The sequence below is a fragment of the Devosia sp. Root105 genome (assembly GCF_001424865.1).
GTDB lineage: Bacteria > Pseudomonadota > Alphaproteobacteria > Rhizobiales > Devosiaceae > Devosia_A.
In genome coordinates this window covers 62,159-84,222 of sequence record NZ_LMCR01000001.1, presented here as the reverse complement: position 1 = coordinate 84,222, position 22,064 = coordinate 62,159, and the positions used below count along the sequence as shown (strand labels likewise).

The 22,064-nt window shown below is 65.8% G+C and carries 23 protein-coding genes; 4 read left to right on the top strand and 19 right to left on the bottom strand.

What is annotated here, in order from left to right; translation table 11 throughout:
• Nucleotides 1-224: 224 nt before the first annotated feature.
• From ASC68_RS00440 to ASC68_RS00425, 4 genes are all read right to left on the bottom strand, one after another.
• Nucleotides 225-1,118, bottom strand: a complete 894-nt coding sequence (locus ASC68_RS00440; protein ID WP_055873111.1) for a lipid kinase — start codon at nucleotides 1,116-1,118, stop codon at nucleotides 225-227.
• 158 nt (nucleotides 1,119-1,276) lie between these two features.
• Nucleotides 1,277-1,912, bottom strand: coding sequence for an FMN-binding negative transcriptional regulator (locus ASC68_RS00435; RefSeq protein WP_055873108.1), 636 nt, complete (start codon nucleotides 1,910-1,912; stop codon nucleotides 1,277-1,279).
• 454 nt (nucleotides 1,913-2,366) lie between these two features.
• Complete coding sequence (locus tag ASC68_RS00430) at nucleotides 2,367-2,810, bottom strand: effector binding domain-containing protein (protein WP_055873105.1); 444 nt, start codon at nucleotides 2,808-2,810, stop codon at nucleotides 2,367-2,369.
• A complete protein-coding gene (locus ASC68_RS00425; RefSeq protein ID WP_055873102.1) occupies nucleotides 2,807-4,429 on the bottom strand; it encodes a GMC family oxidoreductase in 1,623 nt (540 codons plus the stop codon). The genes ASC68_RS00430 and ASC68_RS00425 overlap by 4 nt, the downstream gene beginning before the upstream one ends.
• 183 nt (nucleotides 4,430-4,612) lie before the next feature.
• On the opposite strand from ASC68_RS00425, the gene ASC68_RS00420 reads away from it, so the two are divergent.
• The gene (locus ASC68_RS00420) at nucleotides 4,613-5,515 is read left to right on the top strand and encodes a hypothetical protein (RefSeq protein ID WP_055873099.1); all 903 of its coding nucleotides are present in this window, start codon (nucleotides 4,613-4,615) and stop codon (nucleotides 5,513-5,515) included.
• A gap of 10 nt (nucleotides 5,516-5,525) precedes the next feature.
• On the opposite strand, the gene ASC68_RS00415 is transcribed toward ASC68_RS00420, so the two are convergent.
• From ASC68_RS00415 to ASC68_RS00405, 3 genes are all read right to left on the bottom strand, one after another.
• Entirely contained in the window at nucleotides 5,526-6,839 is a 1,314-nt protein-coding gene (locus tag ASC68_RS00415) for a hypothetical protein (protein ID WP_055873096.1), read from the bottom strand.
• A gap of 228 nt (nucleotides 6,840-7,067) precedes the next feature.
• Nucleotides 7,068-8,003, bottom strand: a complete 936-nt coding sequence (locus ASC68_RS00410) for a LysR family transcriptional regulator (protein ID WP_055873093.1) — start codon at nucleotides 8,001-8,003, stop codon at nucleotides 7,068-7,070.
• Nucleotides 8,004-8,266: 263 nt separating this feature from the next.
• On the bottom strand, nucleotides 8,267-9,265 hold the full coding sequence (locus ASC68_RS00405) for a rhodanese-related sulfurtransferase (protein ID WP_055873089.1): 999 nt from the start codon (nucleotides 9,263-9,265) through the stop codon (nucleotides 8,267-8,269).
• 120 nt (nucleotides 9,266-9,385) lie between these two features.
• On the opposite strand from ASC68_RS00405, the gene ASC68_RS00400 reads away from it, so the two are divergent.
• Entirely contained in the window at nucleotides 9,386-10,414 is a 1,029-nt protein-coding gene (locus ASC68_RS00400; protein ID WP_055873087.1) for an aldo/keto reductase, read from the top strand.
• Nucleotides 10,415-10,568: 154 nt separating this feature from the next.
• Here the strand turns inward: ASC68_RS00400 and ASC68_RS00395 are convergent, their stop codons facing one another.
• The 9 genes from ASC68_RS00395 to rpmI all read right to left on the bottom strand — a co-directional run bounded on the left by ASC68_RS00395 (nucleotide 10,569) and on the right by rpmI (nucleotide 18,412).
• Nucleotides 10,569-11,858 carry an O-antigen ligase family protein gene (locus ASC68_RS00395; protein ID WP_055873083.1) on the bottom strand — a complete coding sequence of 430 codons (1,290 nt, stop codon included), beginning with the start codon at nucleotides 11,856-11,858 and terminating at the stop codon, nucleotides 10,569-10,571.
• A gap of 10 nt (nucleotides 11,859-11,868) precedes the next feature.
• Entirely contained in the window at nucleotides 11,869-14,277 is a 2,409-nt protein-coding gene (gene pheT, locus ASC68_RS00390) for a phenylalanine--tRNA ligase subunit beta (RefSeq protein ID WP_055873080.1), read from the bottom strand.
• The gene (locus ASC68_RS00385; RefSeq protein WP_055873077.1) at nucleotides 14,274-14,927 is read right to left on the bottom strand and encodes a 3'-5' exoribonuclease; all 654 of its coding nucleotides are present in this window, start codon (nucleotides 14,925-14,927) and stop codon (nucleotides 14,274-14,276) included. Before ASC68_RS00385 ends, pheT begins: the two co-directional genes overlap by 4 nt.
• Nucleotides 14,924-15,331, bottom strand: coding sequence for an ASCH domain-containing protein (locus ASC68_RS00380; RefSeq protein WP_055873073.1), 408 nt, complete (start codon nucleotides 15,329-15,331; stop codon nucleotides 14,924-14,926). The genes ASC68_RS00385 and ASC68_RS00380 overlap by 4 nt, the downstream gene beginning before the upstream one ends.
• A 163-nt stretch (nucleotides 15,332-15,494) precedes the next feature.
• Nucleotides 15,495-15,920, bottom strand: a complete 426-nt coding sequence (locus tag ASC68_RS00375) for a hypothetical protein (protein ID WP_156387202.1) — start codon at nucleotides 15,918-15,920, stop codon at nucleotides 15,495-15,497.
• Complete coding sequence (locus ASC68_RS00370; protein WP_055873067.1) at nucleotides 15,917-16,378, bottom strand: hypothetical protein; 462 nt, start codon at nucleotides 16,376-16,378, stop codon at nucleotides 15,917-15,919. Before ASC68_RS00370 ends, ASC68_RS00375 begins: the two co-directional genes overlap by 4 nt.
• Nucleotides 16,378-17,508 (bottom strand): phenylalanine--tRNA ligase subunit alpha, encoded by a 1,131-nt coding sequence (gene pheS, locus ASC68_RS00365; RefSeq protein WP_055873062.1) that lies wholly within the window; start codon nucleotides 17,506-17,508, stop codon nucleotides 16,378-16,380. Before pheS ends, ASC68_RS00370 begins: the two co-directional genes overlap by 1 nt.
• Nucleotides 17,509-17,796: 288 nt before the next feature.
• A complete protein-coding gene (gene rplT, locus ASC68_RS00360; protein WP_055873058.1) occupies nucleotides 17,797-18,198 on the bottom strand; it encodes a 50S ribosomal protein L20 in 402 nt (133 codons plus the stop codon).
• A 13-nt stretch (nucleotides 18,199-18,211) separates the two neighbouring features.
• Nucleotides 18,212-18,412 carry a 50S ribosomal protein L35 gene (gene rpmI, locus ASC68_RS00355; RefSeq protein ID WP_055047457.1) on the bottom strand — a complete coding sequence of 67 codons (201 nt, stop codon included), beginning with the start codon at nucleotides 18,410-18,412 and terminating at the stop codon, nucleotides 18,212-18,214.
• A gap of 215 nt (nucleotides 18,413-18,627) precedes the next feature.
• Here rpmI and ASC68_RS28505 point away from each other — a divergent pair, with 215 nt between their 5' ends.
• The gene (locus tag ASC68_RS28505) at nucleotides 18,628-18,795 is read left to right on the top strand and encodes a hypothetical protein (protein ID WP_156387201.1); all 168 of its coding nucleotides are present in this window, start codon (nucleotides 18,628-18,630) and stop codon (nucleotides 18,793-18,795) included.
• On the opposite strand, the gene ASC68_RS00350 is transcribed toward ASC68_RS28505, so the two are convergent.
• The 3 genes from ASC68_RS00350 to ASC68_RS00340 all read right to left on the bottom strand — a co-directional run bounded on the left by ASC68_RS00350 (nucleotide 18,792) and on the right by ASC68_RS00340 (nucleotide 21,232).
• On the bottom strand, nucleotides 18,792-19,214 hold the full coding sequence (locus ASC68_RS00350) for a MarR family transcriptional regulator (protein ID WP_055873055.1): 423 nt from the start codon (nucleotides 19,212-19,214) through the stop codon (nucleotides 18,792-18,794). The genes ASC68_RS28505 and ASC68_RS00350 overlap by 4 nt on opposite strands.
• Nucleotides 19,215-19,447: 233 nt before the next feature.
• The gene (locus ASC68_RS00345; RefSeq protein WP_055873053.1) at nucleotides 19,448-20,224 is read right to left on the bottom strand and encodes a hypothetical protein; all 777 of its coding nucleotides are present in this window, start codon (nucleotides 20,222-20,224) and stop codon (nucleotides 19,448-19,450) included.
• 111 nt (nucleotides 20,225-20,335) lie between these two features.
• Complete coding sequence (locus ASC68_RS00340) at nucleotides 20,336-21,232, bottom strand: LysR family transcriptional regulator (protein ID WP_055873049.1); 897 nt, start codon at nucleotides 21,230-21,232, stop codon at nucleotides 20,336-20,338.
• A gap of 103 nt (nucleotides 21,233-21,335) precedes the next feature.
• Here ASC68_RS00340 and ASC68_RS00335 point away from each other — a divergent pair, with 103 nt between their 5' ends.
• Entirely contained in the window at nucleotides 21,336-21,959 is a 624-nt protein-coding gene (locus tag ASC68_RS00335; protein ID WP_055873046.1) for an NAD(P)-binding domain-containing protein, read from the top strand.
• The last annotated feature ends 105 nt before the right edge of the window (nucleotides 21,960-22,064 follow it).

Genomic DNA, 22,064 nt, shown 5'->3' with positions numbered 1-22,064 from the left:
TCCCGCTTCCTCTCCCGCTTGTGGGGGAGGGGGGACCACGCGAAAGCGTGGTGGGAGGGGGGAGCCCCACGCGTTGAAAGTGGGTCATGCTTCCCTCACCGGCAGTGAGCGGATGGGGCAGAGCCGGCGTTTGCGGCTCCCCCCTCCCACCGTCCTTTCGGACGGTTCCCCCTCCCCCGCAAGCGGGAGAGGGCGTCCCGACTGCCAAGTCAGCGGGTGGGCAATCAGCCCCCCGCCGGCGGTGCGAACACCGTGATCGCACCCGGGCGGATGCGGAAATGTGCCGGGGTCTGGGTGACGATGTCGCCGTCGAGATTGACCGGGCGCGGCTTCCTGGTGCGGATGTCGAACTCGACGCAGCGGGCGGTGCGCACTTCTTCCCAGGCGCCATGCGTGCCGGAACGGAAGGCGCTGAGCATCAGCGCCAGCTTCCAGACATTGTCGATCTCGAGGCTGTAGAGGTCGAGCGTACCGTCCTCGATGCTGGCATCCTGCTCGATCACCGTGCCGCCGCCATAGTGCCGGCCATTGCCCACCGCGATCTGGTAGGTTTTGACGTGCGAGGTGCCTTCGCGGTTGATGATGGTGGCGCTGAACGGCCGCGCCTGCATCAGCACCTTGAGCGCGCCGATGGCATAGCCGAGCCGACCCCAGCGCCGCTTGGTCTCGGCGCTGAGCCCCATGGCGAGGTCGGCGCCGAGCCCGATGGTCGCGACATTGAAGAACGGGTGGCCGTTGACGTCGCCGAGGTCGACCCGGCGCTGGTTGCCGGCGATGATGATGTCGGCAGCGAGGTCGAGCTGCGTCGGGATCTCGAGGGTGCGGGCCAGGTCGTTGGCCGTGCCCATCGGCAGGATGCCCATTGGCAGCCCCGCCGCGACCACGCCGTTGGCCGCCGCGTTGATGGTACCGTCGCCACCGCAGACGATGGCGAGGTCGGCCTCGTGCCGGCGCCTGACGATGTCGGCCGCCACTTCACCCGGCGAGCTGAACCGCTCGATCGCGACGTCGATGCCGCCGGCTTCCAGCCGGTTAACAATCGGATCGAGGCTCTCGGTACCGCGCCGGGCATTGGGATTGACCAGCATCAGCGCCCGACGGCGCGCGGGAAGGCTCATAGGCAGGGCTCACGTTGCGAACGGCCGTAGATGGAGGCGCAGCCATGAAACCGCAAGAGCGGCCAGATGCCGCCGCCGATGGGTTGCCACCGTCCTCACCACCCCCCGACCCCGAGTGGGTGGAACAAACTGTGCAATCTAACGGCGAACGATCGAGGCTAGATGCCGCCGCGCGCCTTCACCAACTCGCGCATCGCTGGCGCTTCGGCGTCGGTTTCCGCCGCGAGACCGTGCGCCACGCCGACCCGGTCAAGCTCCGGGCGGTTCTGGCTGGCCTTGAACTTGGCGTCGATGGTGGCGATCTCGATCTCGATGCCGACAATGCCCTTGAGCTGGCTGGCGATGAAGGCGTCCGGCGCGTCCGATACCGCCCATGGCTTCTGCCGGCTGCCTTCGTGCTGCGCCGTCAGCGCCGAGACATTGGCATGCAGCCACGCGGCATCCTCGATCACCCGGGCCGTGCCGCGGGCCTGGACGATGGCATAGTTCCAGGTCGGCACGACTTTGCCGTCGACCGCCTTCTGCGGATACCAGCTGGGCGTGATGTAGTGCTCGGTGCCCTGGAACACCACCAGCACGTCAGGGTTCTGGCCCAGCGTTTTCCATTGCGGGTTGGCCCGCGACATGTGGCAGCGCAGCGTCCCCAGCGGGCCTTCCGCGGCGTAGAGCAGGAACGGAATCGGGTTGGCCAGCAGCCCCTCGCCGGCCGAGATCAGCAGCCCGAGCGGGTGCGCGGCGATGAACGCCTGCTGCGTTTCGAGGTCGGTCTCGCGGAAGGCTGGTGGCTGGTACATTGGTGCCTCGAACGTGCTGCGATGATTGCCAGGTCGTTTTCATCGATAAGCTGAACCACTCGCGATGTCATCCCAGCGAAAGCTCCACCCTCATCCGGATCTTTCGGTTTTCGCCTCCCTCCCCCTTGAGGGCAATCGCATATGGAAGCCACCGGCCGTTGTGTGAGTGCCTTCTCCCCTTGTGGGAGAAGGTGCCCGAAGGGCGGATGAGGGGTTCTCTCCGCGTACGGTGTCGCTCGTCGCTTTCGCTCCGACCGCGCTACACTTCGTTGCGCGGACCCCTCATCCGGCCTTCGGCCACCTTCTCCCACAAGGGGAGAAGGCCATCCAACTGCTGTCAGCGCCCATATGCGACCCCAAACCCCTCCCCTCCTAGGGGACGCGTAGCGCCCCGTGGGGGAGGGGAGCGCTCGGCTTCCGCCAGCGGACAAGAGAACGATGGCTGAACAGCGTTTCAGCCGAGGCGCAGCGGCTCCGGTTCGAGCCCCACGTGCAGCTCGTGCCGCCCGGCCGGCAGGCCGGGCAGGTAGCCGAAATCGAGCTTGTAGTCGGTGGCCTTCAGCCCCGCCACGGCGGCATGCGCATAGAGCTTCTCGAAGCCGGCGGCGATCTCGACCAGCGGGCCGTCGTGGATGATCCTGAGGTAGCGCTGCGCCGGGACGACGATCCGCACCATGCCGTCGGGCACCTCGGTTTTCTTCGCCGCGAGGTAGCCGACCAGCTCGCGGTAGATCCCGTTGTCGCGTGAGATCGATACCTCGAGAAACGAGCTGGCGCCGGTATCGGTCTCGAACAGCCGGGTCCAGGCGGCCGGGATGGCTTTGGGCAAGTCGTTCCAGTGCGCCTCGACCAGCACGCCGATGGCGTGCATCTCCGGCAGTTCGACGGTCTCGATCATCGATAATCCTCAGCGATCAGGCTCGCCGCCTTGCTCCCGATCGCCATGGCGGCGGCATTGGTATTGGCCGACGGAATGGCCGGAATGATCGAGCAGTCGATGACCCGCAGGCCCTCGACGCCGCGCACCCTGAGCCGCGCATCGACTACCGCCATCGGATCGTCGTCGCGCCCCATCTTCAGCGAGCCCGACGGGTGATAGTTGGTCTTCACCGTCTCCTGGGCAAAGCGGGTCATGCCGGCGAGATCGGTAACATCCTTGCCCGGCAGGATCTCTTCTTTGATCTTCGATAGGAACGGTTCGGTATCGAGCAGCCGGCGCGCATGCCGCATCGAAGCGAGGGTGAGCCGCAGATCTTCCGGGTCGCCGAAGAAGTTGCAGTCGACCAAAGGCTGCGCCGCCGGGTCGGCCGAACGCAGCCGCACTGTGCCGCGCGCCTTGGGGCGCAACAGACACGAGGTGAAGGTGACGCCCCAGGTGGGTTTGGCCTTCGACACATCGCGATCCTGGTAGACGATCGGCGCGCAGTAGAGCTGGATGGTTGGCCGGTCGCCGCCATCGGGATCGTAGAACAGGCAGGACTCGATGCCGGTGGTGGTCACCGGGCCCGAGTTGAACAGCAGATATTGCAGGCCGTTGCGGAACATCGGCCAGCCCTTGTCCTGGCCGAAATAGCCCGACTTGCCCTTGGTGGTGGCGATCACCGGGACTTCGTGGTGGTCCTGCAAATTCGAGCCGACACCGGGCAGGTCGACGATCACCGGGATCTGGAAATCATCGAGATGGTCGGCCGGGCCGATGCCGCTCAGCATCATCAGCTTGGCCGAATTGTAGGTGCCGGCGCCGACCAGCACTTCGCGCCCGGCCCGCGCCTCGTGCGGATCGCCATCGCGGGTATAGGCGACGCCGACGGCGCGGCCGTTCTCGATGATGATCCGGTCGACCCGCGCCTCGGTGACGATGGTCAGCCGCCGGTCGCGCCGCAGCGGGTCGAGGAAGGCCTTCTTGCCGTCCGAGCGTTCCTTGTAGCGGCCCCACTGCCCGTAGGTGTGCTGCATGATGCCCACCCCGTTCTGCCGCTCGCCGTTGAAATCGGGGTTGTAGCGGTGGCCGAGCCCCTGCGCCGCGAGCAGGAAATCCTCGGTGGTATCGGAGATATGGCCGGGATCGGAGACGCGCAGGTTCCCCGAAATGCCGTGGAACTGGTCATTGAAGCGGGTGTTGCGCTCGAGCCCGCGGAAATGCCCCAGCATATCCGCATAGCTCCACTCTTCGGCATTGCCGAGCCCGGCGGCCCAGCCGTCATAGTCTTCCTTCTGGCCGCGCATATAGACCATGGCGTTGACGGCGCTGCCGCCGCCCAAAGCCTTCGCCACCGGCACGATCGGCGCCCGGCCGCCCAGTTGCGGCTGCGGCACCGTCTTGTGCATTTCGAGGAAAGTGTCCTGCGCCAGGTACTTCATGTACCCGGCCGGCATCGCCATGATCCGGTTGGTCGAGCGCGGCCCGCGCTCGATGATCAGCACCGAATAGCCGAACTCCTTGACCAGCCGCATCGCCGCCACCGACGCCGCCGAGCCGCCGCCGCAGATGATGAAATCGAAGCTCCGTTCGGCCATGTGGAATCCCTTGCAACGCGCCCGTTTTAGCCGCCCGGCGGAGTGTTGGATAGGCTGCCATCGTCTTGAGCTGTTGCAGCAATTCGGCAACGGGGTCGTTCAAATCTCTCAATAAACCGCGGACTCGGCTTGCCAGAATTCTGTTGTGGTGCAAGTCTTTCGCCCAGTTGTTGAGGGCGGACCATGTCAGTTTTGCGCGTGACTAAAGCAGCGCTGCTTGCCAGCGTGTTTTCGATTCCGTTCGGTTCTGCGGCATCTGCCGCCGACCTGATCCTCACCTCGCCGGAGCCGGTCGAAGACCAGTATGTCGATCTGGTGCTGCCGGCGGTTTCTGCGATCAACGGCAAGCTGGAGCTGGATTTCGGCGGCATCACCGATCCGGAGAGCGCCACCTTCCGCGCCGCCGGCTCACTATCGGTGCCGATCGGCGAGCGCTTCGGCGTCCAGGGTGACGTCGCCATCGGCAATATCGATGACAGCTGGTCGTTCGGTGGGGCGCTGCACGCTTTCACCCGCGACCCCTCGTCCTATCTGCTCGGCGTCACCGCCGGCGTGGTTGTCGCCGATGGCGCGCGGCTCGCCGCGATCGGTCCCGAAGCGGAACTCTATCTCGACCGGATCAGCCTCGAGGGCTGGGCCGGCTGGGCGGCGATCGACTATGACGACATCGCGATGCCCGACGAGAACGGCTTCTTCGCTATCGGCGATGTGGCCTGGTATCCGACCGATGACTGGCGCCTCAGCCTCGGCGCCGCCTCGATTCTCGGGCGCGAGTCGCTCAAGCTCGCCACCGAATACCAGTTCAGCAGCCTCGGCTTCCCCTTGTCGGGCGTCGGCGAAGTCCGCGCTTATGATACCGGTGCCTGGAGCGCCAAGATCGGGATCAAGGGCTACTTCGGCGGCGACCCCGACAAGAGCCTCATCGACCGCCACCGCCAGGACGACCCGCCGAACCGCGCGCTGGACCTGTTCAGCGCGGCCGGGGATCTGCTCACGGCGGAGCCGGAGCTCACGCCGGAAGAGCAGTGCGAGCTCGATGGCGGATGGTGGGACAATGAGTCGGCGATCTGTCGTTTCGAGACCTGATGTAGCTGTTCTATCGGGTCGTCCACTCGTTGACGTACTCGATGTGCTTCCCCGCGGGGGTCAGCGGAATGCTGTCGCGGACAACGAACCGGACTCGGGCGTCGGAAAAATAGATGCTGCGAAAGATGCTTGCGGCAGCGGGCTCGTCGGCTGCGCGCGCCTGGTCGCGCAGCACGTAGCGCACCTCGAAGTCGAGCGGGCCCACCTGGGCGATCTGCCAGAAGCTGCAGTTGAGGGCGGCCCTTGCGTCGTCGGTCAACAGCCGCGCCACCGTCCGGCCGTCGGGATGGGTGAACATCGCCATGGCGCGGCCCTCGATCGCCTCGAGCACCGGCAGGCAGCGCCCACACCGACACGCAACGCCCAGTCGCGCAATATCGCCCTGGTCATAGCGGATCAGCGGCTGCGCGGTACTGACAAAGGGTGTGATGATCACGCGTCCAGGCTGGCCGGGCGGACAGGGACGGCCCTGTGCGTCGATGATCTCGACCAGGATACTTTCGGCGTTGATGTGCATTCCGCCGCCATCCGGACAGGGCGCGGCGATCTGTCCGCCTTCCTTGGAGCCGTAATGCTCCAGGGTATTTGCGCCAAACGCCCGCTTGATGACCCTGCGATCTTCCTCCTCGGCGGGCTCGCCCTGGGTCATCACCCAATCGAGCTTGACGGCGACACCTAGGCGCTCAGCTTCGAGCCCCATGGCATGCAGCGTCTTGGGACCGCTGGAGAAGTAGCTTGAGCCGGTGCGGCCAAGAAACTCCAGCGTCTGTTCAGCTGTCGCGCGCCGAGACAGCAGGAACCAGCGGCCGGCCACGGCTTCGGCATCTCCCGGCGGCCCCCAGGGCCCCAACTGCTGGCCATGCGGCCAGTCGGCCTCCGGATTGAGGCGGTCGCGCGCGGTATAGGTTCGCGACCAGTCGAGACCATGCCAGCGATGGGCGCGCCAGCGGTTGGCGTTGGCAGCGATTGTGGTGAGTCGGTTACTGGTGACTTGAATCGGCAGGCCCGTGGACCCGGAGCTCGATATGGTGCTGACGTCGCCGTGCCCTTTGGGCACCCGCTTCGCCAGCATTTCGTGCCGCCGCTCGAACAGGTCGCTACGCTTGACGATCGGGATCTCGTGCCAGCGGTCCCAGTCGATGTCGCCGCTGGCGGTGAACACCGGATCGAGGCGCCTCTCGTAGAACGGCACATTGGCCCGGGCGTGCCGCAGCAACTGCGCCAGTTGGCTGCGCTGGTATTCGAGCATTGTTTCGGGGAGCCAGTGCTGGCTCTCCATCAGCATCTCGTAGAATTCGCGCTGCAGATCGCGTGGCTGGTTCATCGCCGGACTAAAGCCGAGCCGTGCGATGGGGGCAAGCGTCGTCCGGCGGTGCTCTTGGCCCACCCCCACCCTTGATCCCTCCCCACAAGGGGGAGGGAGACCTGACTGCGAGCTTCGGTTCCATAGTCTCCCTCCCCTTGATGGGGAGGGTAGCGCAGCTGGCCGCGTCAGCGGCCTAGCGGAGCTGGGTGGGGTGGGGCAGTAATCCCCTGGCTGTGCACCCCTGAACTAAGCCGCGTTCGCCGCCGTTGGCGGCAGCAGCGTCGTTTCGAGGATGGTGCCGTTCTTCCGGCACTCCTCGGCGATCTCGGTGGCGAAGTCGCGCAGCATCTCGCGGTCGAGCACCGCGGCGTTGCGCACCACCATGGCAATGTCGCGATGCACCGGGTCGACATCGATCGGGGTGATCTCGGTGAGGCGGCCGGCGGCGATGTCGTCGGCGACGGCCGAGTAGACGAAGAAGCCGACGCCCTCGCCGCGAATGGCGATGCGCCGCGCCGGGCCGGTGGGCAGCTCCACCGAAACCGGTGCGCGCCGGAACAGCGCCAGCGCCGCATCGGGGTAGACCTGCCACCAGTTGATCGAGATCAGCCGCGGCACCCGCCTCAGCACGTCCTCGATCTTGGGCTCGAGCCCCAGTTCGGCGGCGATCTGCGGCGTCGTCACCATCGGCACCCGCTCGCGCAGCACCAACAACGGCACCAGGTCGGTGACCAGCGGATCGAGGTTGGGCCAGCAGAGGATCCCGAGTTCGACATCGCGCTCGCGCAGCATGGCGGCGATCTGGCTCTGCCGGCCCTCGTGGATCACCACGTCGACCGACGGATATTTCTGCTGGAAGCGCAGCAGCGACTCGGTGACCAGCGGCGACACGAGGCTACGCAGCGAGCCGATGGAGACCCGGCCGCGCTCCACCCGGCGCAATGCTTCCTTCGCCTCCTGCGCCGCCTGCAGGATGCGGCGCGCGTAGGGCAGGAAGGTCATGCCCTGGTCGGTGAGCGCAATATTGCGGCCGCGATGGAACAGCGGCACGCCCAACAGGTCCTCGAGCGCCCGCATCCGCATCGACACTGTCGCCTGCGTGACGTTGAGCTTGGCCGCGGCTTTGGTGAAGCTCAGATCCTGCGCAATCCGGTCGAAGGTTCTGATCTGGTCGAGGTCCATGATAGGCGACGCTTATTGAGGTTGCACCCTGAGGCCCCGGATGAGGCCTTTGCATTGGACATGCTGATAACGGCCATCGGCGAATGTCAACAGAAATATGTCAGCAAGGCTGACCAATACGATGCTGACTGAACCAGACGGCCCCCTCCCGGCCTCCCCCATAAAGGGGGAGGTGAAGAGTCGAGGCTCGGTCTTCGATCGTGCCAAACACTGGATGCGGCACCTCCCCCTTCAGGGGGGAGGATGGGAGGGGGCCGTCTCTATCAGTCGACGGATCGCTGCTTCCGCCGCGCCAGCTTCGCCGCCTTGTTCCGCGCCGCCGCTGCCGCCGCATCGTCCCCCAGATGGGCCTCGCCCCGCGCCCGCGCCAGTTCCATCTGCCGCTCGCGCTCAGTGGCGCCAGCCGGGGCCGTTTCGGCACATTCCTGGCACAGCGAGCCGACGGCTTCGTGCGGACGCATCGGGTTGCGGCAGCCGCGACACAGCACCGCTTCTCCCTCAGCCAACCCGTGCACCACCGAAACGCGCTCGTCGAACACGAAGCACTCGCCGTTGAAGCGGTTCTCGGCTTCGGGGACCGTCTCGAGGTACTTGAGGATGCCGCCCTTCAGGTGGAACACTTCCTTAAAACCCTGCGACAGCATGTAGGCCGAGGCCTTCTCGCAGCGGATGCCGCCGGTGCAGAACATCGCGACTTTCGGATGCTGGGCCGGATCCAGTTTCGCCACGTAATCCTTGAACTCGGTAAAGCTTTGCGTCGCCGGATCGCGGGCATTGGCGAAGCTGCCGAGCTTCACTTCATAATCGTTCCGGGTATCGATCAGCGTCACGTCGTTACGGCTGATCAGCCGGTTCCAGTCGCGTGCCTCGACGTAGTTGCCGACGAGCTTGCTGGGGTCGGCTTCGGGCGCCCGCAGGGTCACGATTTCGGGCTTCAGCCGTACTTTCATCCTGAGGAACGGCATTTCGGTCGCGCTGGAGAATTTGGCCTCGGCGCCGGCGAGGCGGCCGGCCCAGAGCGGCGCCGTCTCGAACCAGGCCATCAGCTCGTCGATCGCGGTGGGCGTGCCGGCAACCGTGCCGTTGATCCCCTCCGGCGCCAGGATGAAGGTGCCGCGGATCCCGCGGGCGCAGCAGAACAGCGCCAGCTCCGGCTGCAGCGCAGCACAATCTTTGAAATCCGCAAACTTGTAGAGCGCCAGCACCTTGAAACGGTTCAGGCGTTCGGACAGATTGGCGGCGGTTTCTAAAAGCTCGGACATCGCGGCGGGTGTAGCATCCGGCGGCTGCAACGAGCAAATCGGCCGGAGCGTTTCCAGGAAAAGTGTCCCGCGAGTTTCCGGTTCGGAAGCGCGACAATCAAGCAAATTCGGAGGAATGAAATGACCTATCGGGCCAGCGACGCTCGCTATGGCGGCGGCATGCAGTATCGCTACACCGGGCGTTCCGGGCTGAAGCTGCCGGTGATCAGCCTGGGGCTGTGGCAGAATTTCGGTGGCACTCGCGACTATCCCAGCGCCTTCGAAATGCTGAGCTACGCTTTCGACAAGGGCGTCACCCATTTCGACCTCGCCAACAATTACGGCCCCCCGCCGGGCGCCGCCGAAGAGCTGTTCGGCGACGTGATGGCGCGCGATTTCCGCCCCTATCGCGACGAGATGATCATTTCGTCCAAGGCCGGCTGGACCATGTGGGACGGGCCGTACGGCGACCGCGGCTCGCGCAAGTACATCCTCGCCTCGGCCGATCAGAGCCTGAAGCGCATGGGGATCGAGTATTTCGATATCTTCTACTCGCACCGCTACGACTCCGAGACGCCGCTCGAGGAGACGATGGGGGCGCTGGCGCAGCTGCATCGGCAGGGCAAGGCGCTCTATGTCGGCATCTCGATGTATCCGGAAAAGCAGACCCGCGAGGCAGTGCGGATTTTGAAGGACATGGGCGTGCCCTGCCTGATCCACCAGCCCAACTATTCGATCCTCAACCGCTGGATCGAGGAAGACGGCACCATGGCCGCCTGCGACGAGCTGGGCGTCGGCATCATCGCCTTCTCTCCGCTGCAGCAGGGCATCCTGTCGGGCAAGTACAACACCCTGAAGGGCGACCTTTCCGGCACCCGCGCCTCGGAAAACTACTCGCTCTCGGCCAACCGGCTGGAGCCGCGCATCCTCGAGGCCGTCGACAAGCTCGGCGAGATTGCCCGGGCGCGCAAGCAAACCATGGTCCAGCTGGCGCTCGCCTGGGTGCTGCGCAAACGGGAAGTGACCTCGGCGCTGATCGGCATCCGCACGCTCGAGCAGCTCAAGGATTGCCTCGGCGTGCTCGACAACCTCGAGCTCTCGGCCGAGGAGATCGCGGCGATCGACGCTGCCGCCAAAGGCGGCCTGATCGACAGCCGGCCGGGGCGCTGAGTGGCGTACTGAGACAGACGGCCCCCTCCCATCCTCCCCCATGAAGGGGGAGGTGTCCCGCCGGTGCGTCCGGCACGACGGTGCCAAAAGCTCGACTCTTCACCTCCCCCTTTATGGGGGAGGCCGGGAGGGGGCCGTCTCTATCGGCTTTGTCTTACGCCCGCTCGTCCCGGCAGTAGTTCAGCAGCATCGCCGTCAGCACGACGTAGAGCGCGTTGTGCATGGGGAAGCTCAGCATCGTGTCGGGCAACCCGAGCACGAAATAGCTCACCGCCAGCAGGCTGCAGCCATAAAGCCGGGTTCGATACTGGCTATCGCGCGGCGAGAACAAGCACGACACGATCGGCAGCACCAGCAGCACCAGATAGGTCGCGAGGCCGAGCACACCGGCGGCGACGCCAAAGTTCAGCGCGTCGTCGTGCAGATGCGGCAGGCGGGCGTGCACCAGGTTTTCGGGTGCAAGATGCGGCACGATGGATTGCATCAGCTGGCCCCAGCCATGCCCGAAGATCGGCGCGTCGAGATACGCCGCCACCCCGGCGCGATAGAGGATGAAGCGAACATCAGTGCCCAGATCTGCCGGGTCTTCGCCGCCCGCTAGCATCGACAGCGCGTCGAACATTGCGGACGACGAGCGGGCGCCCACCAGGTCGGCGACATAGGCAACAATGCCGAAGCCGACAAGCAGCAACAGGCTGATCGCCAACGCCTTGGCCTTGTGCTCCACCAGCAGCACCGCACCGACGAACAGCAGGATCGGGAAGGCGACCAGCGCCGCGCGTGAGCCGGAAGCAAAGATCACCACCAGCGCCATCAGCGGGCCCAACAGGTAGATGAAGCGCTGCCGGCCCGACGAAGCCGCGGCGCCGATCATGGCGAAAAAGCCGATGATCAGTGCTGTGTTGGAGAGCCGGATCGGATCGGTGATCGCCGAGCCCATGCCGGCGCGTTCGGCGCCAAGCACGTAGGTATAGAACACCGCCAGCAGCATCCCGGCGGCGGTGCCGAAGAGCGCGAAATCGGCGACCTTGCGGGAGTTGCTGGCCCCCGCGGCGCGGCGGAACAACGTCGCGAGCGGTGCATAGAGCAGCATGGTGGAAAAGCCCAGCACCGGCACCAGGTCGGCCGGCTGCCTCGCCGTCGCAACCGCACTGACGAACAGCAGGGTAAAGGCGGCAATGAACAGTTTGTCCGGCAGCTCGAAGCGCAGCCGGACAGCCCGCTGTGTCACGATGAAATAGACGAATACCGCGCCGAACAGGAAGAACAGCGCGTGCGCGGTGAGGTAGCCCAGGATCGACGACAGGCCGATGGCGGTGACCAGCACGGCGCGCCGCAGCAGCGTCTCGAAACGCGGCGTCGCCGGTGCCAGTGGCAGCTCGGTGATCGCCAGGAGTTCCGGCGCTACCCGGCTGATTGCCTCGACCTTGTCGCCGATCCGCATGTGCTCTCCGTCAGCCCCGCAACACGCCGCCGGTCGCCTTGGTGACCGCGGCAACGATCACAGTTGCCACGTTTTCGATCTCCTCGTCGGTCAGCGTCTTGTCGCTGGGTTGCAGCGTCACGGCGATGCCGACCGATTTCTTGTCGTCGGCGATGCCCTTGCCTTCGAACACATCGAACACCGACACTTCCGTAATCAGCGTTTTGTCGGCGTTCCTGGCGGCGCGCAGGATCGCCGCCGCCGGCACCGAGCGGTCGACGAGGAAGGCGAAGTCGCGGCTCAGCGGCATCAGGTCGCTGAGCTTCAGCGCCGGCTTGGAGCGGGTCGGCTTCTTGCGTGGTTCCGGGATCGCGTCGAGATCGAGCTCGAATGCCGCCACCGGGCCCGTGAGGTCGAACTTTTCGAGCTCGCTCGGGTGCACTTCACCGAACCAGCCGATGGTCAGCTTGGGGCCAAGCTGGATGCGTCCGCCCCGCCCCGGATGGCTCCAGGCTGCGGGTTCGGCCACCAGCTGCAGCTTGTCGATGTCATGGCCCATGGCGTCGAGCAGCGCCGCGATATCGGATTTGGCGTCGAACACCGAGACCTTGCCGTTGGCCGATTGCCAGTGACGCGAACCGCCCAGGCGGAGGCCCGAGGCATAGGTGCGCTGGCCTTCCGGCTGTACCGAGTGGAACACCTGGCCGACTTCGAACAGCTTGAGTTCGCTCAGCCCGCGATTGGTGTTGCGCTGTGCTGCGCCGAACAGCCCCGGCAACAGCGAGGGCCGCATGTCGGTGAGCTCGGAGGCGATCGGGTTGGCGAGCTTCAGTTCGGCCGCGCCGCCGCCGAAGCGCTGCGCTTCCGCTTCCGGGATGAACGACCAGGTCACCGCCTCGTCGAGCCCGCGCGCCGCCAGCGTACGGCGAGCGAGGCGACGGCGGTTCTGCAGCGTCGTCAGCATGCGCGGCGCCACATGGTTGAGCCGCGGCAGTGGATCGATGGGGACGTTGTCGACGCCCACCATGCGCATCACTTCCTCGGCGAGGTCGGCTTTCATGGTGACATCAGGACGCCACGACGGGACATGCACCTTGCGGGTGAGACCGGCGCCTTCGAGCTTGAAGCCGAGGCGGCCGAGAATGGCTTCGATCTCGCTGGCCGAAGTCTCGAGGCCGGTGAGGCGCTCGACTTCCGACAGCGGGAACTCGACCACGGTATTGGGAAACACGTCCTCGCCCGAAATCACCGGCTCCATCGCTTCGCCACCCACCAGCTCCAGCATCAGCCGGGTGGCGAGCTCGAGACCTGGTTCGGTCAGCGCCGGATCGACTGAACGCTCGAGCCGATAGCGGGCATCCGAGACGATGCCGGTCTTGCGGCCGGTCTGCGCGATGAGATCGGGGTCCCAGCTGGCGCATTCCATCAGCACGTTGACCGTTTCGTCGGTGGTGCCCGAGCGGATGCCGCCCATCACGCCACCGAGGCAGAGCGGGCCGGAATCGTCGGCAATGACGGTCATGGTCTCGTCGAGCGCATAGACTTTGTTGTCGAGCGCGTCGAATGCCTCGCCCGGCCTGGCGTTGCGCAGCACGGGCCGCCCGACGATCTTGTCGGCGTCATAGGCGTGCAGCGGCCGGCCCCAGCCCAGCGACACGAGGTTAGTGATATCGACCACCGCGTTGATCGGCCTCAGGCCCACGGCGCGCAGGCGCTGCTGCAGCCAATCGGGCGACGGACCGTTCTTGATGCCCTTGAAGTAGCGGCCGGCAAACTTGCGGATCGCCTTGGGCTCGCCGGCACCGAACTGGTGCGGCAGCGGCGGGATCGGGCTCGGGCCCTTCGAGGGCACCGGCGACATGTCGGTCGGCTTCAGCGTGCCGATGCCGAACGCCGCGAGGTCGCGCGCCACCCCGTAGACGCCGGTAGCATCGCCGCGGTTGGGGGTGATCGAGATGTCGATCACCGTGTTGCCGAGCTTGGCGTAATCGACATAAGCCATGCCGATCGGGGCATCCGCGGGGAGCTCGATGATGCCGTCATGGTCGTTCGAAAGCTCGAGCTCGGCGGCCGAGCAGAGCATGCCGTTCGACGGCTCGCCGCGGATCACCACGCCGGCCTTCAGGGTGAAATCCTTGCCCGGGATATAGGTGTCGGGGAAGGCGAACACCGACTTCATGCCGGTGCGGGCGTTCGGCGCGCCACACACCACATCGATCAGCGTGCCGGTGCCGGCATCGACCTTGCAGAGGTTGAGATGGTCCGAGTTCGGATGCGGCCTCGCTTCAACCACATGGGCGACGACGAACGGCCTGAGTTTTTCCGCGGGGTCGACGATCGCTTCGACCTCGAGCCCGACCATGGTCAGCGCCTTGCCGATCTCCTCGGCCGAAGCGGTGGTGTCGAGATGTTCTTTCAGCCAGTCGAGGGTGAACTTCATTTGTAGACGCTTTCGGTCGCTTCGATCCTGGGCAGCTGCCCGCTGATCTCGAAAAGTTTGGCGAGGACGTTGGCAAAGCCGCGCGCATCGTCGATGGCGCGGTGGGTGTGTTCGATATGGCCGTACCAGGCCGGTGGCACGCGCTGCATGCCCCACTTGGTATACTCGGCGCCGCGTAAGGTGCCGGCCATGGTGTAGAGGCAGACGCCGCCGCCGCGGAAGATCTGCCGGCTCTTGTACGGTCCACCCATCACCCGGGTGCCGGCGAATACCGACAGGTAATGATCCATCCACAACCCGTCGAAGATCATCGGCGCCGCCGCGAAGACGCGGAAGCCGGGGAGCCCCTCCACCCAGTCGGCATAGCGCGGCATTACCGATGCCGGATCCTCCGGGTTCGCGGTGGCGTGCTTCCATGCCTCGGGTTGCGTCTGCCACCACGCCATGGTGTTGGGGTCGGGCTGCCTGTCGGTGCGCGGCGTCAGCACCGCCTCGAACTCGTCGAGCACCGTGCCCGAGATATCCACCGCCACCGAGGCAAAGCTCAGCATCGAGGATTCGAGCGGGTTATGCCCGTCGGACTCGATGTCGGTGACGACGAAGGTGCAAAGCTCCGACTGACCCGGCGCGATGGGCGGTTGCAGGCTCATCGGGGCAGTACCTCGACCAGCTTGAAGCGCTCGCAGACCAGCTCGAGGTCCTCCGACCAGCCGCCATTGCGCTCGAAATAGGCCACGTGGCCCGCTCGCCAGGCGGCGAAGTCACCCTCGCCTTCGCAGAGCGCGAAGGCTTCGGGCACATCGGCGAAGCGACGGACATCGAGTGAGACCGTCTCGATCACGGCGGCGGGCTTGCCGGCGCCATCGAGCACCACATCGCGGCGCCCGACCTCAGGCATGGCTTCCTTGCCCGGGCCGTAGTCACGAACCGCGCCACAGGTAGCCGTCTTGGCGCCGGCGAGCACCAGGGCCAGCAACTCATCGGCCAGCGCCGGGTTGTCGCCGAACGAGAAGCGAACGGCATCGGTGTATTGGGAAGGGACAACTACGGGCATGGCCGCTCCTTCACCGGGTCATCCCCGCGAAAGCGGGGACCTCTGTTTTCTTTGCCCGCATCGCAAACGGAGGTTCCCGCTTTCGCGGGAATGACTCCGAGTGCGTGGAGGTCGCAGAGCGCAGACACAGTCAGAAGGGGCGAAGAGTTCAGCAGGCGGAGGCTCATCGCGGAACCTCGGATACATAGGTGCAGTGGCCCGAGGCGACAGTGCCTTCCGTATCGACGCGGACGAATGGCAGGTCCTGGTCGATCAGGCTGATGCGCAGCAGAAACCCGGTGCTGCTGTCGAGCGCCACGAAATCGATGCGCTCGCGCAGCGAACCCGGATTGATCACCTTGAGGCTGCCGGCCTCGATGGTGTCGTTGTCCGAGCCGATGAAATGTTCGCGATAGGCGCCGGTCTCGAGGTCGATGCGCGTCACCCGCGACCCGGCGCCGCGCGCCTTGTCGATGGTGATGATCAGCGGTGGGGTCTCGCTCGAGTTGTAGTAATGCTCCGGCGTGCAGGCGACCATCTCTTCTGCGATTGCAGACGAGATGAATGTCATCGCCGCGAGGGCGATCAGCAGTCGCATTGTCCACGTCATGGCCTGGCCTCCCGTAGGGCGGCCAGCCGGGGCGGTAGCATCCGGTAGCCGAATGGCGTGTGACTGGCCTTGAGAAACGGCAGCGCGCGCTCGCTCAGCAAGGCCATGACTTTGGCCCGCAGCGGGCTGTCGCCATCGAGTTGATCATAGGCTAGTGCGTCGAGGCTGTTGTGCTCGGCCGTACTGTCGGCGAAATCGCCGATGCGCCAGCCCGAGAAGTAGGTGCCGGGCGGTACCCACTCCCAGTTGAGCAGGCGCTGCAAGCGGCCGAGATTGAGGTAGCAGGCAAGGCCCGAGCTGCTGCGCTGGATTTCGACCCAGGTGCGGGCGAACGCGGTCGTGCGGCTCCAGCGCCCGCCGGCCTGGACATAGCCGGCGGGAGCGAGGATCGCATCGATCTCGCGGTGCAGCATGCGCACCACACGCTCGCGCAACGATGCCGGGGGGTTGGCAGACATCAGCTGCTGAGCCCCCCGAACAGCGTCGGCAGGTCGAGCGGCCGGAAGCCGTAGTGATCGAGCCAGCGCTTGTCTGCATCGAAGAAGGCGCGCAGGTCATTCATGCCGTATTTGAGCATGGCGATGCGATCGATGCCCATGCCCCAGGCGAAGCCCTGGTAGACATCCGGATCGAGCCCGCAATTGCGTAAGACGTTCGGGTGCACCATGCCGCAGCCGAGGATTTCGAGCCAATCCTTGCCTTCGCCGATCTTCACCTCGGCGCCCGAGCGGTCGCACTGCACATCGACTTCCATCGACGGCTCGGTGAACGGGAAGAAGCTCGGCCGGAACCTGAGCGTCACGTTGTCGACCTCGAAGAAGGCCTTGAGGAACTCCTCCAGCACCCAGCGCAGCTGGCCGATATGCGAGCTCTTGTCGATGACGAGGCCCTCGACCTGGTGGAACATCGGCGTGTGCGTCTGGTCCGAGTCGTGCCGGTAGGTGCGGCCGGGCATCACCACGCGGATCGGCGGATCGATTGCCGGGGTCAGGTACGGCGCCGCCGGCTTCTCGTTGCCCTTCAGCATAGTGCGGATCTGCACCGGCGAGGTGTGGGTGCGCAGCACGCGCTTCACCCCATCCGGCGACGGCGCCATGAAGAAGGTGTCGTGCATCTCGCGCGCCGGGTGCCCCTCGGGGAAATTGAGCGCGGTGAAGTTGTACCAGTCGGTCTCGATGTCGGGCCCTTCGGCGATCGAAAAGCCCATGTCGGAGAAGATTGCGGTGATCTCGTCGATCACCTGGCTGACCGGATGGACGCGGCCTTCGGCGGTGGGCGAGGGGCGGACCGGCAGGGTCACGTCGACCCGCTCCGATGCAAGGCGGGCGTCGAGCGCCGCTTTGCCGAGTTCCGCGGCGCGGGCTTCGATCAGCGCAGTGACGTCGGTCTTCAGCCCGTTAATGGCGGCGCCGGCCGATTTGCGCTCTTCCGGGGCGATGCCGCCAAGCGTCGCGAGCAGCGCCGAGACCGAGCCTTTCTTGCCCAGCGCGGCGACGCGCACGGCTTCAATGGCGCCCTCATCGCTGGCGGCTGCAGTGGCGGCGGCGATTTCGGCGCGAAGGGTGGCGATCTGAGCGTCGAGAGACATGTGGTGTTCCATTTATCGTTCGCTTCGTTGCCGCTCACTCGCTGTCATAGCGGCGAAGGTCGGTATCCATCTTGAGATCTCGGGATGGGCCCCGGCCTTCGCCGGGGTGACGTCGTGTTCTGGGCGGCGTCGAGACCAAAAACAAAAGCCCCGCGCCATCCCCGGTTACGGGGCGGCGCAAGGCTTAGCTTAGGGCCTCAGAAAAGGCGAGAATTCTTACTGGCTCTTAGCCTTGATCCGGAAATGGATCCCCGCTTTCGCGGGGACATGCTTTCCGGGGCTAGACGCTTAGGCCGAAATACGCTCGTGGGTGGTCGTCTCGATCTTGCCGAGATACCCCAGAGCCTTCTTGGCCTGCTCAACCAGCACGGCGAACGCTGCGGGCTCGGTGATCGCGAGATCGGAGAGCACCTTGCGGTCGACGGCAATCTCAGCCTTGCTGAGGCCGTCGATAAATCGACCGTAGGTCAGGCCGTGGTCGCGCACCGCGGCGTTGATGCGCTGGATCCACAGGGCGCGGAAGTTGCGCTTCTTGACCCGGCGATCGCGGTAGGCGTACTGGCCGGCCTTGTCGACGGCGGCCTTGGCAGTACGGATGGTGTTCTTGCGGCGACCGTAAAAACCGGAAGCGGCCTTAAGAACCTTCTTGTGACGGGCGTGGGCGGTAACGCCTCTTTTAACGCGTGACATCTATCGGCGCTCCTTAACGGTTATACGGCATGTACCACTTGACCAGACTTTCATCGCCCTTCTTGAGGATCTTGGTCCCCCGATGCGAGCGGATGTAGTCGGCGTCGTGGCTAAGGAGACGGTGCCGCTTGCCCGCGACGCCAGCCTTGACGCGGCCGGTCGCGGTCATCTTGAAGCGCTTCTTGGCGCCCGATTTAGTCTTCATCTTTGGCATTTTGCTGTCCTGGTTAGAGGCGGCTCGCTAGAGCCTGCATTCGGGATCGCCACGGCATGCCTTTTGGCCGGGCGGCCCGTCGAGAAGGCGGGTGTATAGGGGGAAAGCGGCACAGACGCAAGAGGGCGCGCCGCCGCTGTCATCGGCACGTAATATCGCTCTGCCGTGATCCCGGCAAGCGCCGCGCTGCAGGCGCGGGATCCGGGAAGCGTTCAATGACTGATCTGTTTGCGCCCAAGCCGGCGAACCGCCCGTTTCCGAGGCCCAGCAAGGCGCAGTTGCGTGGCGCCATCTGGCTCGCGGCGCTGGCGGTCTTGGTGCTGCTGCCCAAGCCCTTTGCCGATGCCGAGCCGGCGGCGGCCCAACTGGCGGCCGAGCGCTAGCCCCGGTTGGCGGCGGCGAGCTCGCTGAGGCCATCGATCAGGTGCGCGGCCTCGGTCTTTGAAAGGCTCGCCAGCGCCTGCCGGTCGGCGCGTGCCGCGGCGGCCGCAGCTTCGGGCAGCACGGTCTTGGCCTTGGGGCTGAGATAGAGCCCCTGCGCCCGGCCCTTGCCGATCGACGCCTTCTCGATCCAGCCCTCGGCTTCGAGGCCACCGAGGGTGCGGGCGACGCCGGGCTGCTCGAGCTCGAGGCGGGTGACCAGCTCAGCCTGCGTCAGGCCTTCGCGCTCGGCGATCTCGCTGAGCGCGGTAAACTGTGCCGGATGCAGCCCGAACGGCTCCAGGGTCTCGCGCAGATGGTTGGCGAGCCGGCGCGCCAGTTGGCTCGCAACGTGAAACAGGGTTTCCTTGTGGTCGAACACGGCCTCCTCCCCCAGAGGTGAGAGGCCATCATAGCGTGTTGTGACTTAAGGGGAGATTGCTGGAACCTGAGCGTGGGGCCACCCCCACCCTTGATCCCTCCCCACAAGGGGGAGGGAGAGGCATACTGCGGCTTCGGTTCTATCGTCTCCCTCCCCTTGATGGGGAGGGTAGCGCAGCTGGCCGCGTCAGCGGCCTAGCGTAGCTGGGTGGGGTGGGGCTGCGGCCTGCCTGTTCACCGCACGATCTCCGACCACGGCCGGCCACTGCGCGCCGCCTCCGCGGCGAGTGCAATGGAGCGCCTCTGTGCCGCGGTCAGCTCGTCCGAGACGATGTTGGCGGCGTTTGCCGGGTCGAGCATGGCGCGCGGCACCAGGAGGCGCTCGAAAAAGCCGAGCGCCGCCCAGACATTGTCGGCCAGCGCCCCCGCCGGGCGGCGGCGCAACGCGGCCTGGGTGGCGAGCTCCAGGTAGTAGGACGGGAACTCCAGCCCGTTCTGGTCGCGCCAGAGCTTCAGGATCCGCACTTCCTCGTGCCGGCCGGCGTCGTGGCTGTCGAGCACGTGCTGATGCAGGTTCGTGGTAATCGCTGCGGACCGGCGGGTCGAATAGATCTCGTGGATGTCCGAGATCATCGACAGCCGTTTGGCCGGCAGCAGGTCGACGACCATGTTGCCAAGGTTGAGCGCCAGCGTCACGTCGCGGCGGACCGGCGCGAGGCCGAGACGCCGGAACGCCGAGAACATCGACTCGTAAAGTTCGGGGATGCGGCGATCCGATTGAGCGTGGATCCACACCACGTAATCGACACTGATGCCGCTGCGATTGGCCATCGACTTCTCGAAGCCGCCGCCCGGCGTGACGTCGACAATGTCGCGGCTGCCCCAGGCGTGGCACAGCGCGGCGATCTTGTTCTCAACGCGTACCAGTTCGGCCATCGCTTCACGCGTGACCATCTCGCGATCGAGGATGTCCCGAAGGTATTCGGACGCCGACACGGTACTGACTGCCACTTGCATGATCGCATTTTACGATAATGCCATGGGTCCGGCCAGTATTCCGCCCGGGTAGATGCTGATGTGGTTACCGAAGACAGTTAATCTGTCGAGGAGAACAATATTGGCTCAGGCCGCCGTGTCTTTGAGGCCGCCGGCGATGGCTTCCATGAAGGCGCTCAACCGGCGCGGCACCAGGCGGCGCGACGGATAGACCAGGTGGATAGGCAGTGTCATGCGCTGCCAGTGCGGCAGCACCTCGATGAGCTGGCCGCTGCGCAACGGCTCGGTGACCAGATCGACCGGCAGATAGACGATGCCCGCGCCCTCCAGTGCTGCCGCCAACTGCGCCTCGCCATTGTCGATCTGCAGCCCGCCCTCGACCTCGGCGATGACCGAGGCGCCGCCCGGGCCGATGAACGGCCAGCGGTTGCGCGGGCTCATGTTGAGATTGAGGATGCAGCGGTGCTGTCTGAGTTCCTCCGGGGTCGCCGGCAACCCGAAGGCGTCGGCATAGGCCGGCGAGGTGACGCAGCGAAAGCGGTAGGTGCCGATCCGGCGCGCGATCATCGTCGAGGCCTGCAACTCGCCCACCCGGATGGCGACGTCAAAACCCTCGGCGATCAGGTCGGCGCGGCGGTCATTGAGGCTGAGCTCCACCGTCACGGCGGGATTGTCCTCGCAGAACCGCGCGATGATGCCGGCGAGCCGGTGGATGCCGAGTGTCGCCGGTCCGGTGGCGCGGATGCGGCCCGAGAGTTTCCCGGGCTCGGTGCGGGTGAGATCGTCGAGTTCGGCCACCGCCTCGAGCACCGTCTCCGCCTGGGCGAAGAAGCTCTCGCCCAGCTCGGTCAGGCGCTGCGCCCGCGTCGTGCGCTCGATCAGCCGGGCCCCATGCTCCTCCTCCAACGCCTGGATGCGGCGCCCGACCATGGCCGGCGAGATGCCGAGCAGCCGCGCCGCCCCGGCAAAGCTGCCGGCTTTGACCGCCGTGACGAAGGTTTCGAGGTTGGTGATCTCGGCCATTCGATACTCCAGCGCAATAGTGAAGCGCAATCAGCGGCAATTCTATACCTCCATGTCGGCGCGTAGATAGGGGCATCGCAATCGCAGGATGGAGCTTTCGAAAATGACCACCACCGCAATTCTCGGCCTCGGCAACATGGGCAAGGGTCTCGCCAAGCGTCTCGCGGGCAAGACTGAGCTGGTGCTCGGCGCCTCTAACCCGGCCGCCGCCACCGAGTTCGCCGCCTCGGTCGGCGCCACCGTGACCGACTACAAGAGCGCTGTGCTCGCCGCCGACATCGTCGTCCTGGCCTTGCCCTATGGCGCGGCCCTTGAGCTCGCCGGCAAGCTGCCGCTCAACGGCAAGATCGTCGTCGACATCTCCAACCCGGTGAAGGCCGATTTCTCCGGCCTCGCCATCGGCCACACCACGTCGGCGGCCGAAGAGCTGCAGGCTGCCGCGCCCTCGGCCAAGGTGGTCAAGGGCTACAACACCATCTTCGCCAGCCTGTTCGATACCCCGGCCAGCGCCACCGCCAATGTCCCGGTCTTCCTCGCCGGCAATGACGCGGCCGCGGTCGATGCCGTTGCCGAACTGGTCACCGCCTCGGGCTTCGCGGTCGAAAAGGTCGGCGGCCTCGATGGCGCCCGCCTGGTCGAGCCGGTCGGCATGCTGAACATCCGCTTCGGCTACGGCCTCGGCCAGGGCACTGCCATCGCCCCGACCTGGCTGAAGCTGGCGGCGTAAGCCGCCACTTTCTCCGAGATCGAAACAAAGCAGGGCGCCATCTGGCGCCCTGCTTGCGTTCGTCGTCGATGTCGAGGAAGCGTCTCCGGACGCCGTGATCCTGGA

Coding starts and splice junctions, on each gene's coding strand:
- ASC68_RS00440 (WP_055873111.1), bottom strand. CDS start 1,118: ATGAGCCTTCCCGCGCGCCGTCGGGCGCTGATGCTGGTCAATCCCAAT.
- ASC68_RS00435 (WP_055873108.1), bottom strand. CDS start 1,912: ATGTACCAGCCACCAGCCTTCCGCGAGACCGACCTCGAAACGCAGCAG.
- ASC68_RS00430 (WP_055873105.1), bottom strand. CDS start 2,810: ATGATCGAGACCGTCGAACTGCCGGAGATGCACGCCATCGGCGTGCTG.
- ASC68_RS00425 (WP_055873102.1), bottom strand. CDS start 4,429: ATGGCCGAACGGAGCTTCGATTTCATCATCTGCGGCGGCGGCTCGGCG.
- ASC68_RS00420 (WP_055873099.1), top strand. CDS start 4,613: ATGTCAGTTTTGCGCGTGACTAAAGCAGCGCTGCTTGCCAGCGTGTTT.
- ASC68_RS00415 (WP_055873096.1), bottom strand. CDS start 6,839: ATGAACCAGCCACGCGATCTGCAGCGCGAATTCTACGAGATGCTGATG.
- ASC68_RS00410 (WP_055873093.1), bottom strand. CDS start 8,003: ATGGACCTCGACCAGATCAGAACCTTCGACCGGATTGCGCAGGATCTG.
- ASC68_RS00405 (WP_055873089.1), bottom strand. CDS start 9,265: ATGTCCGAGCTTTTAGAAACCGCCGCCAATCTGTCCGAACGCCTGAAC.
- ASC68_RS00400 (WP_055873087.1), top strand. CDS start 9,386: ATGACCTATCGGGCCAGCGACGCTCGCTATGGCGGCGGCATGCAGTAT.
- ASC68_RS00395 (WP_055873083.1), bottom strand. CDS start 11,858: ATGCGGATCGGCGACAAGGTCGAGGCAATCAGCCGGGTAGCGCCGGAA.
- pheT (WP_055873080.1), bottom strand. CDS start 14,277: ATGAAGTTCACCCTCGACTGGCTGAAAGAACATCTCGACACCACCGCT.
- ASC68_RS00385 (WP_055873077.1), bottom strand. CDS start 14,927: ATGAGCCTGCAACCGCCCATCGCGCCGGGTCAGTCGGAGCTTTGCACC.
- ASC68_RS00380 (WP_055873073.1), bottom strand. CDS start 15,331: ATGCCCGTAGTTGTCCCTTCCCAATACACCGATGCCGTTCGCTTCTCG.
- ASC68_RS00375 (WP_156387202.1), bottom strand. CDS start 15,920: ATGACGTGGACAATGCGACTGCTGATCGCCCTCGCGGCGATGACATTC.
- ASC68_RS00370 (WP_055873067.1), bottom strand. CDS start 16,378: ATGTCTGCCAACCCCCCGGCATCGTTGCGCGAGCGTGTGGTGCGCATG.
- pheS (WP_055873062.1), bottom strand. CDS start 17,508: ATGTCTCTCGACGCTCAGATCGCCACCCTTCGCGCCGAAATCGCCGCC.
- rplT (WP_055873058.1), bottom strand. CDS start 18,198: ATGTCACGCGTTAAAAGAGGCGTTACCGCCCACGCCCGTCACAAGAAG.
- rpmI (WP_055047457.1), bottom strand. CDS start 18,412: ATGCCAAAGATGAAGACTAAATCGGGCGCCAAGAAGCGCTTCAAGATG.
- ASC68_RS28505 (WP_156387201.1), top strand. CDS start 18,628: ATGACTGATCTGTTTGCGCCCAAGCCGGCGAACCGCCCGTTTCCGAGG.
- ASC68_RS00340 (WP_055873049.1), bottom strand. CDS start 21,232: ATGGCCGAGATCACCAACCTCGAAACCTTCGTCACGGCGGTCAAAGCC.
- ASC68_RS00335 (WP_055873046.1), top strand. CDS start 21,336: ATGACCACCACCGCAATTCTCGGCCTCGGCAACATGGGCAAGGGTCTC.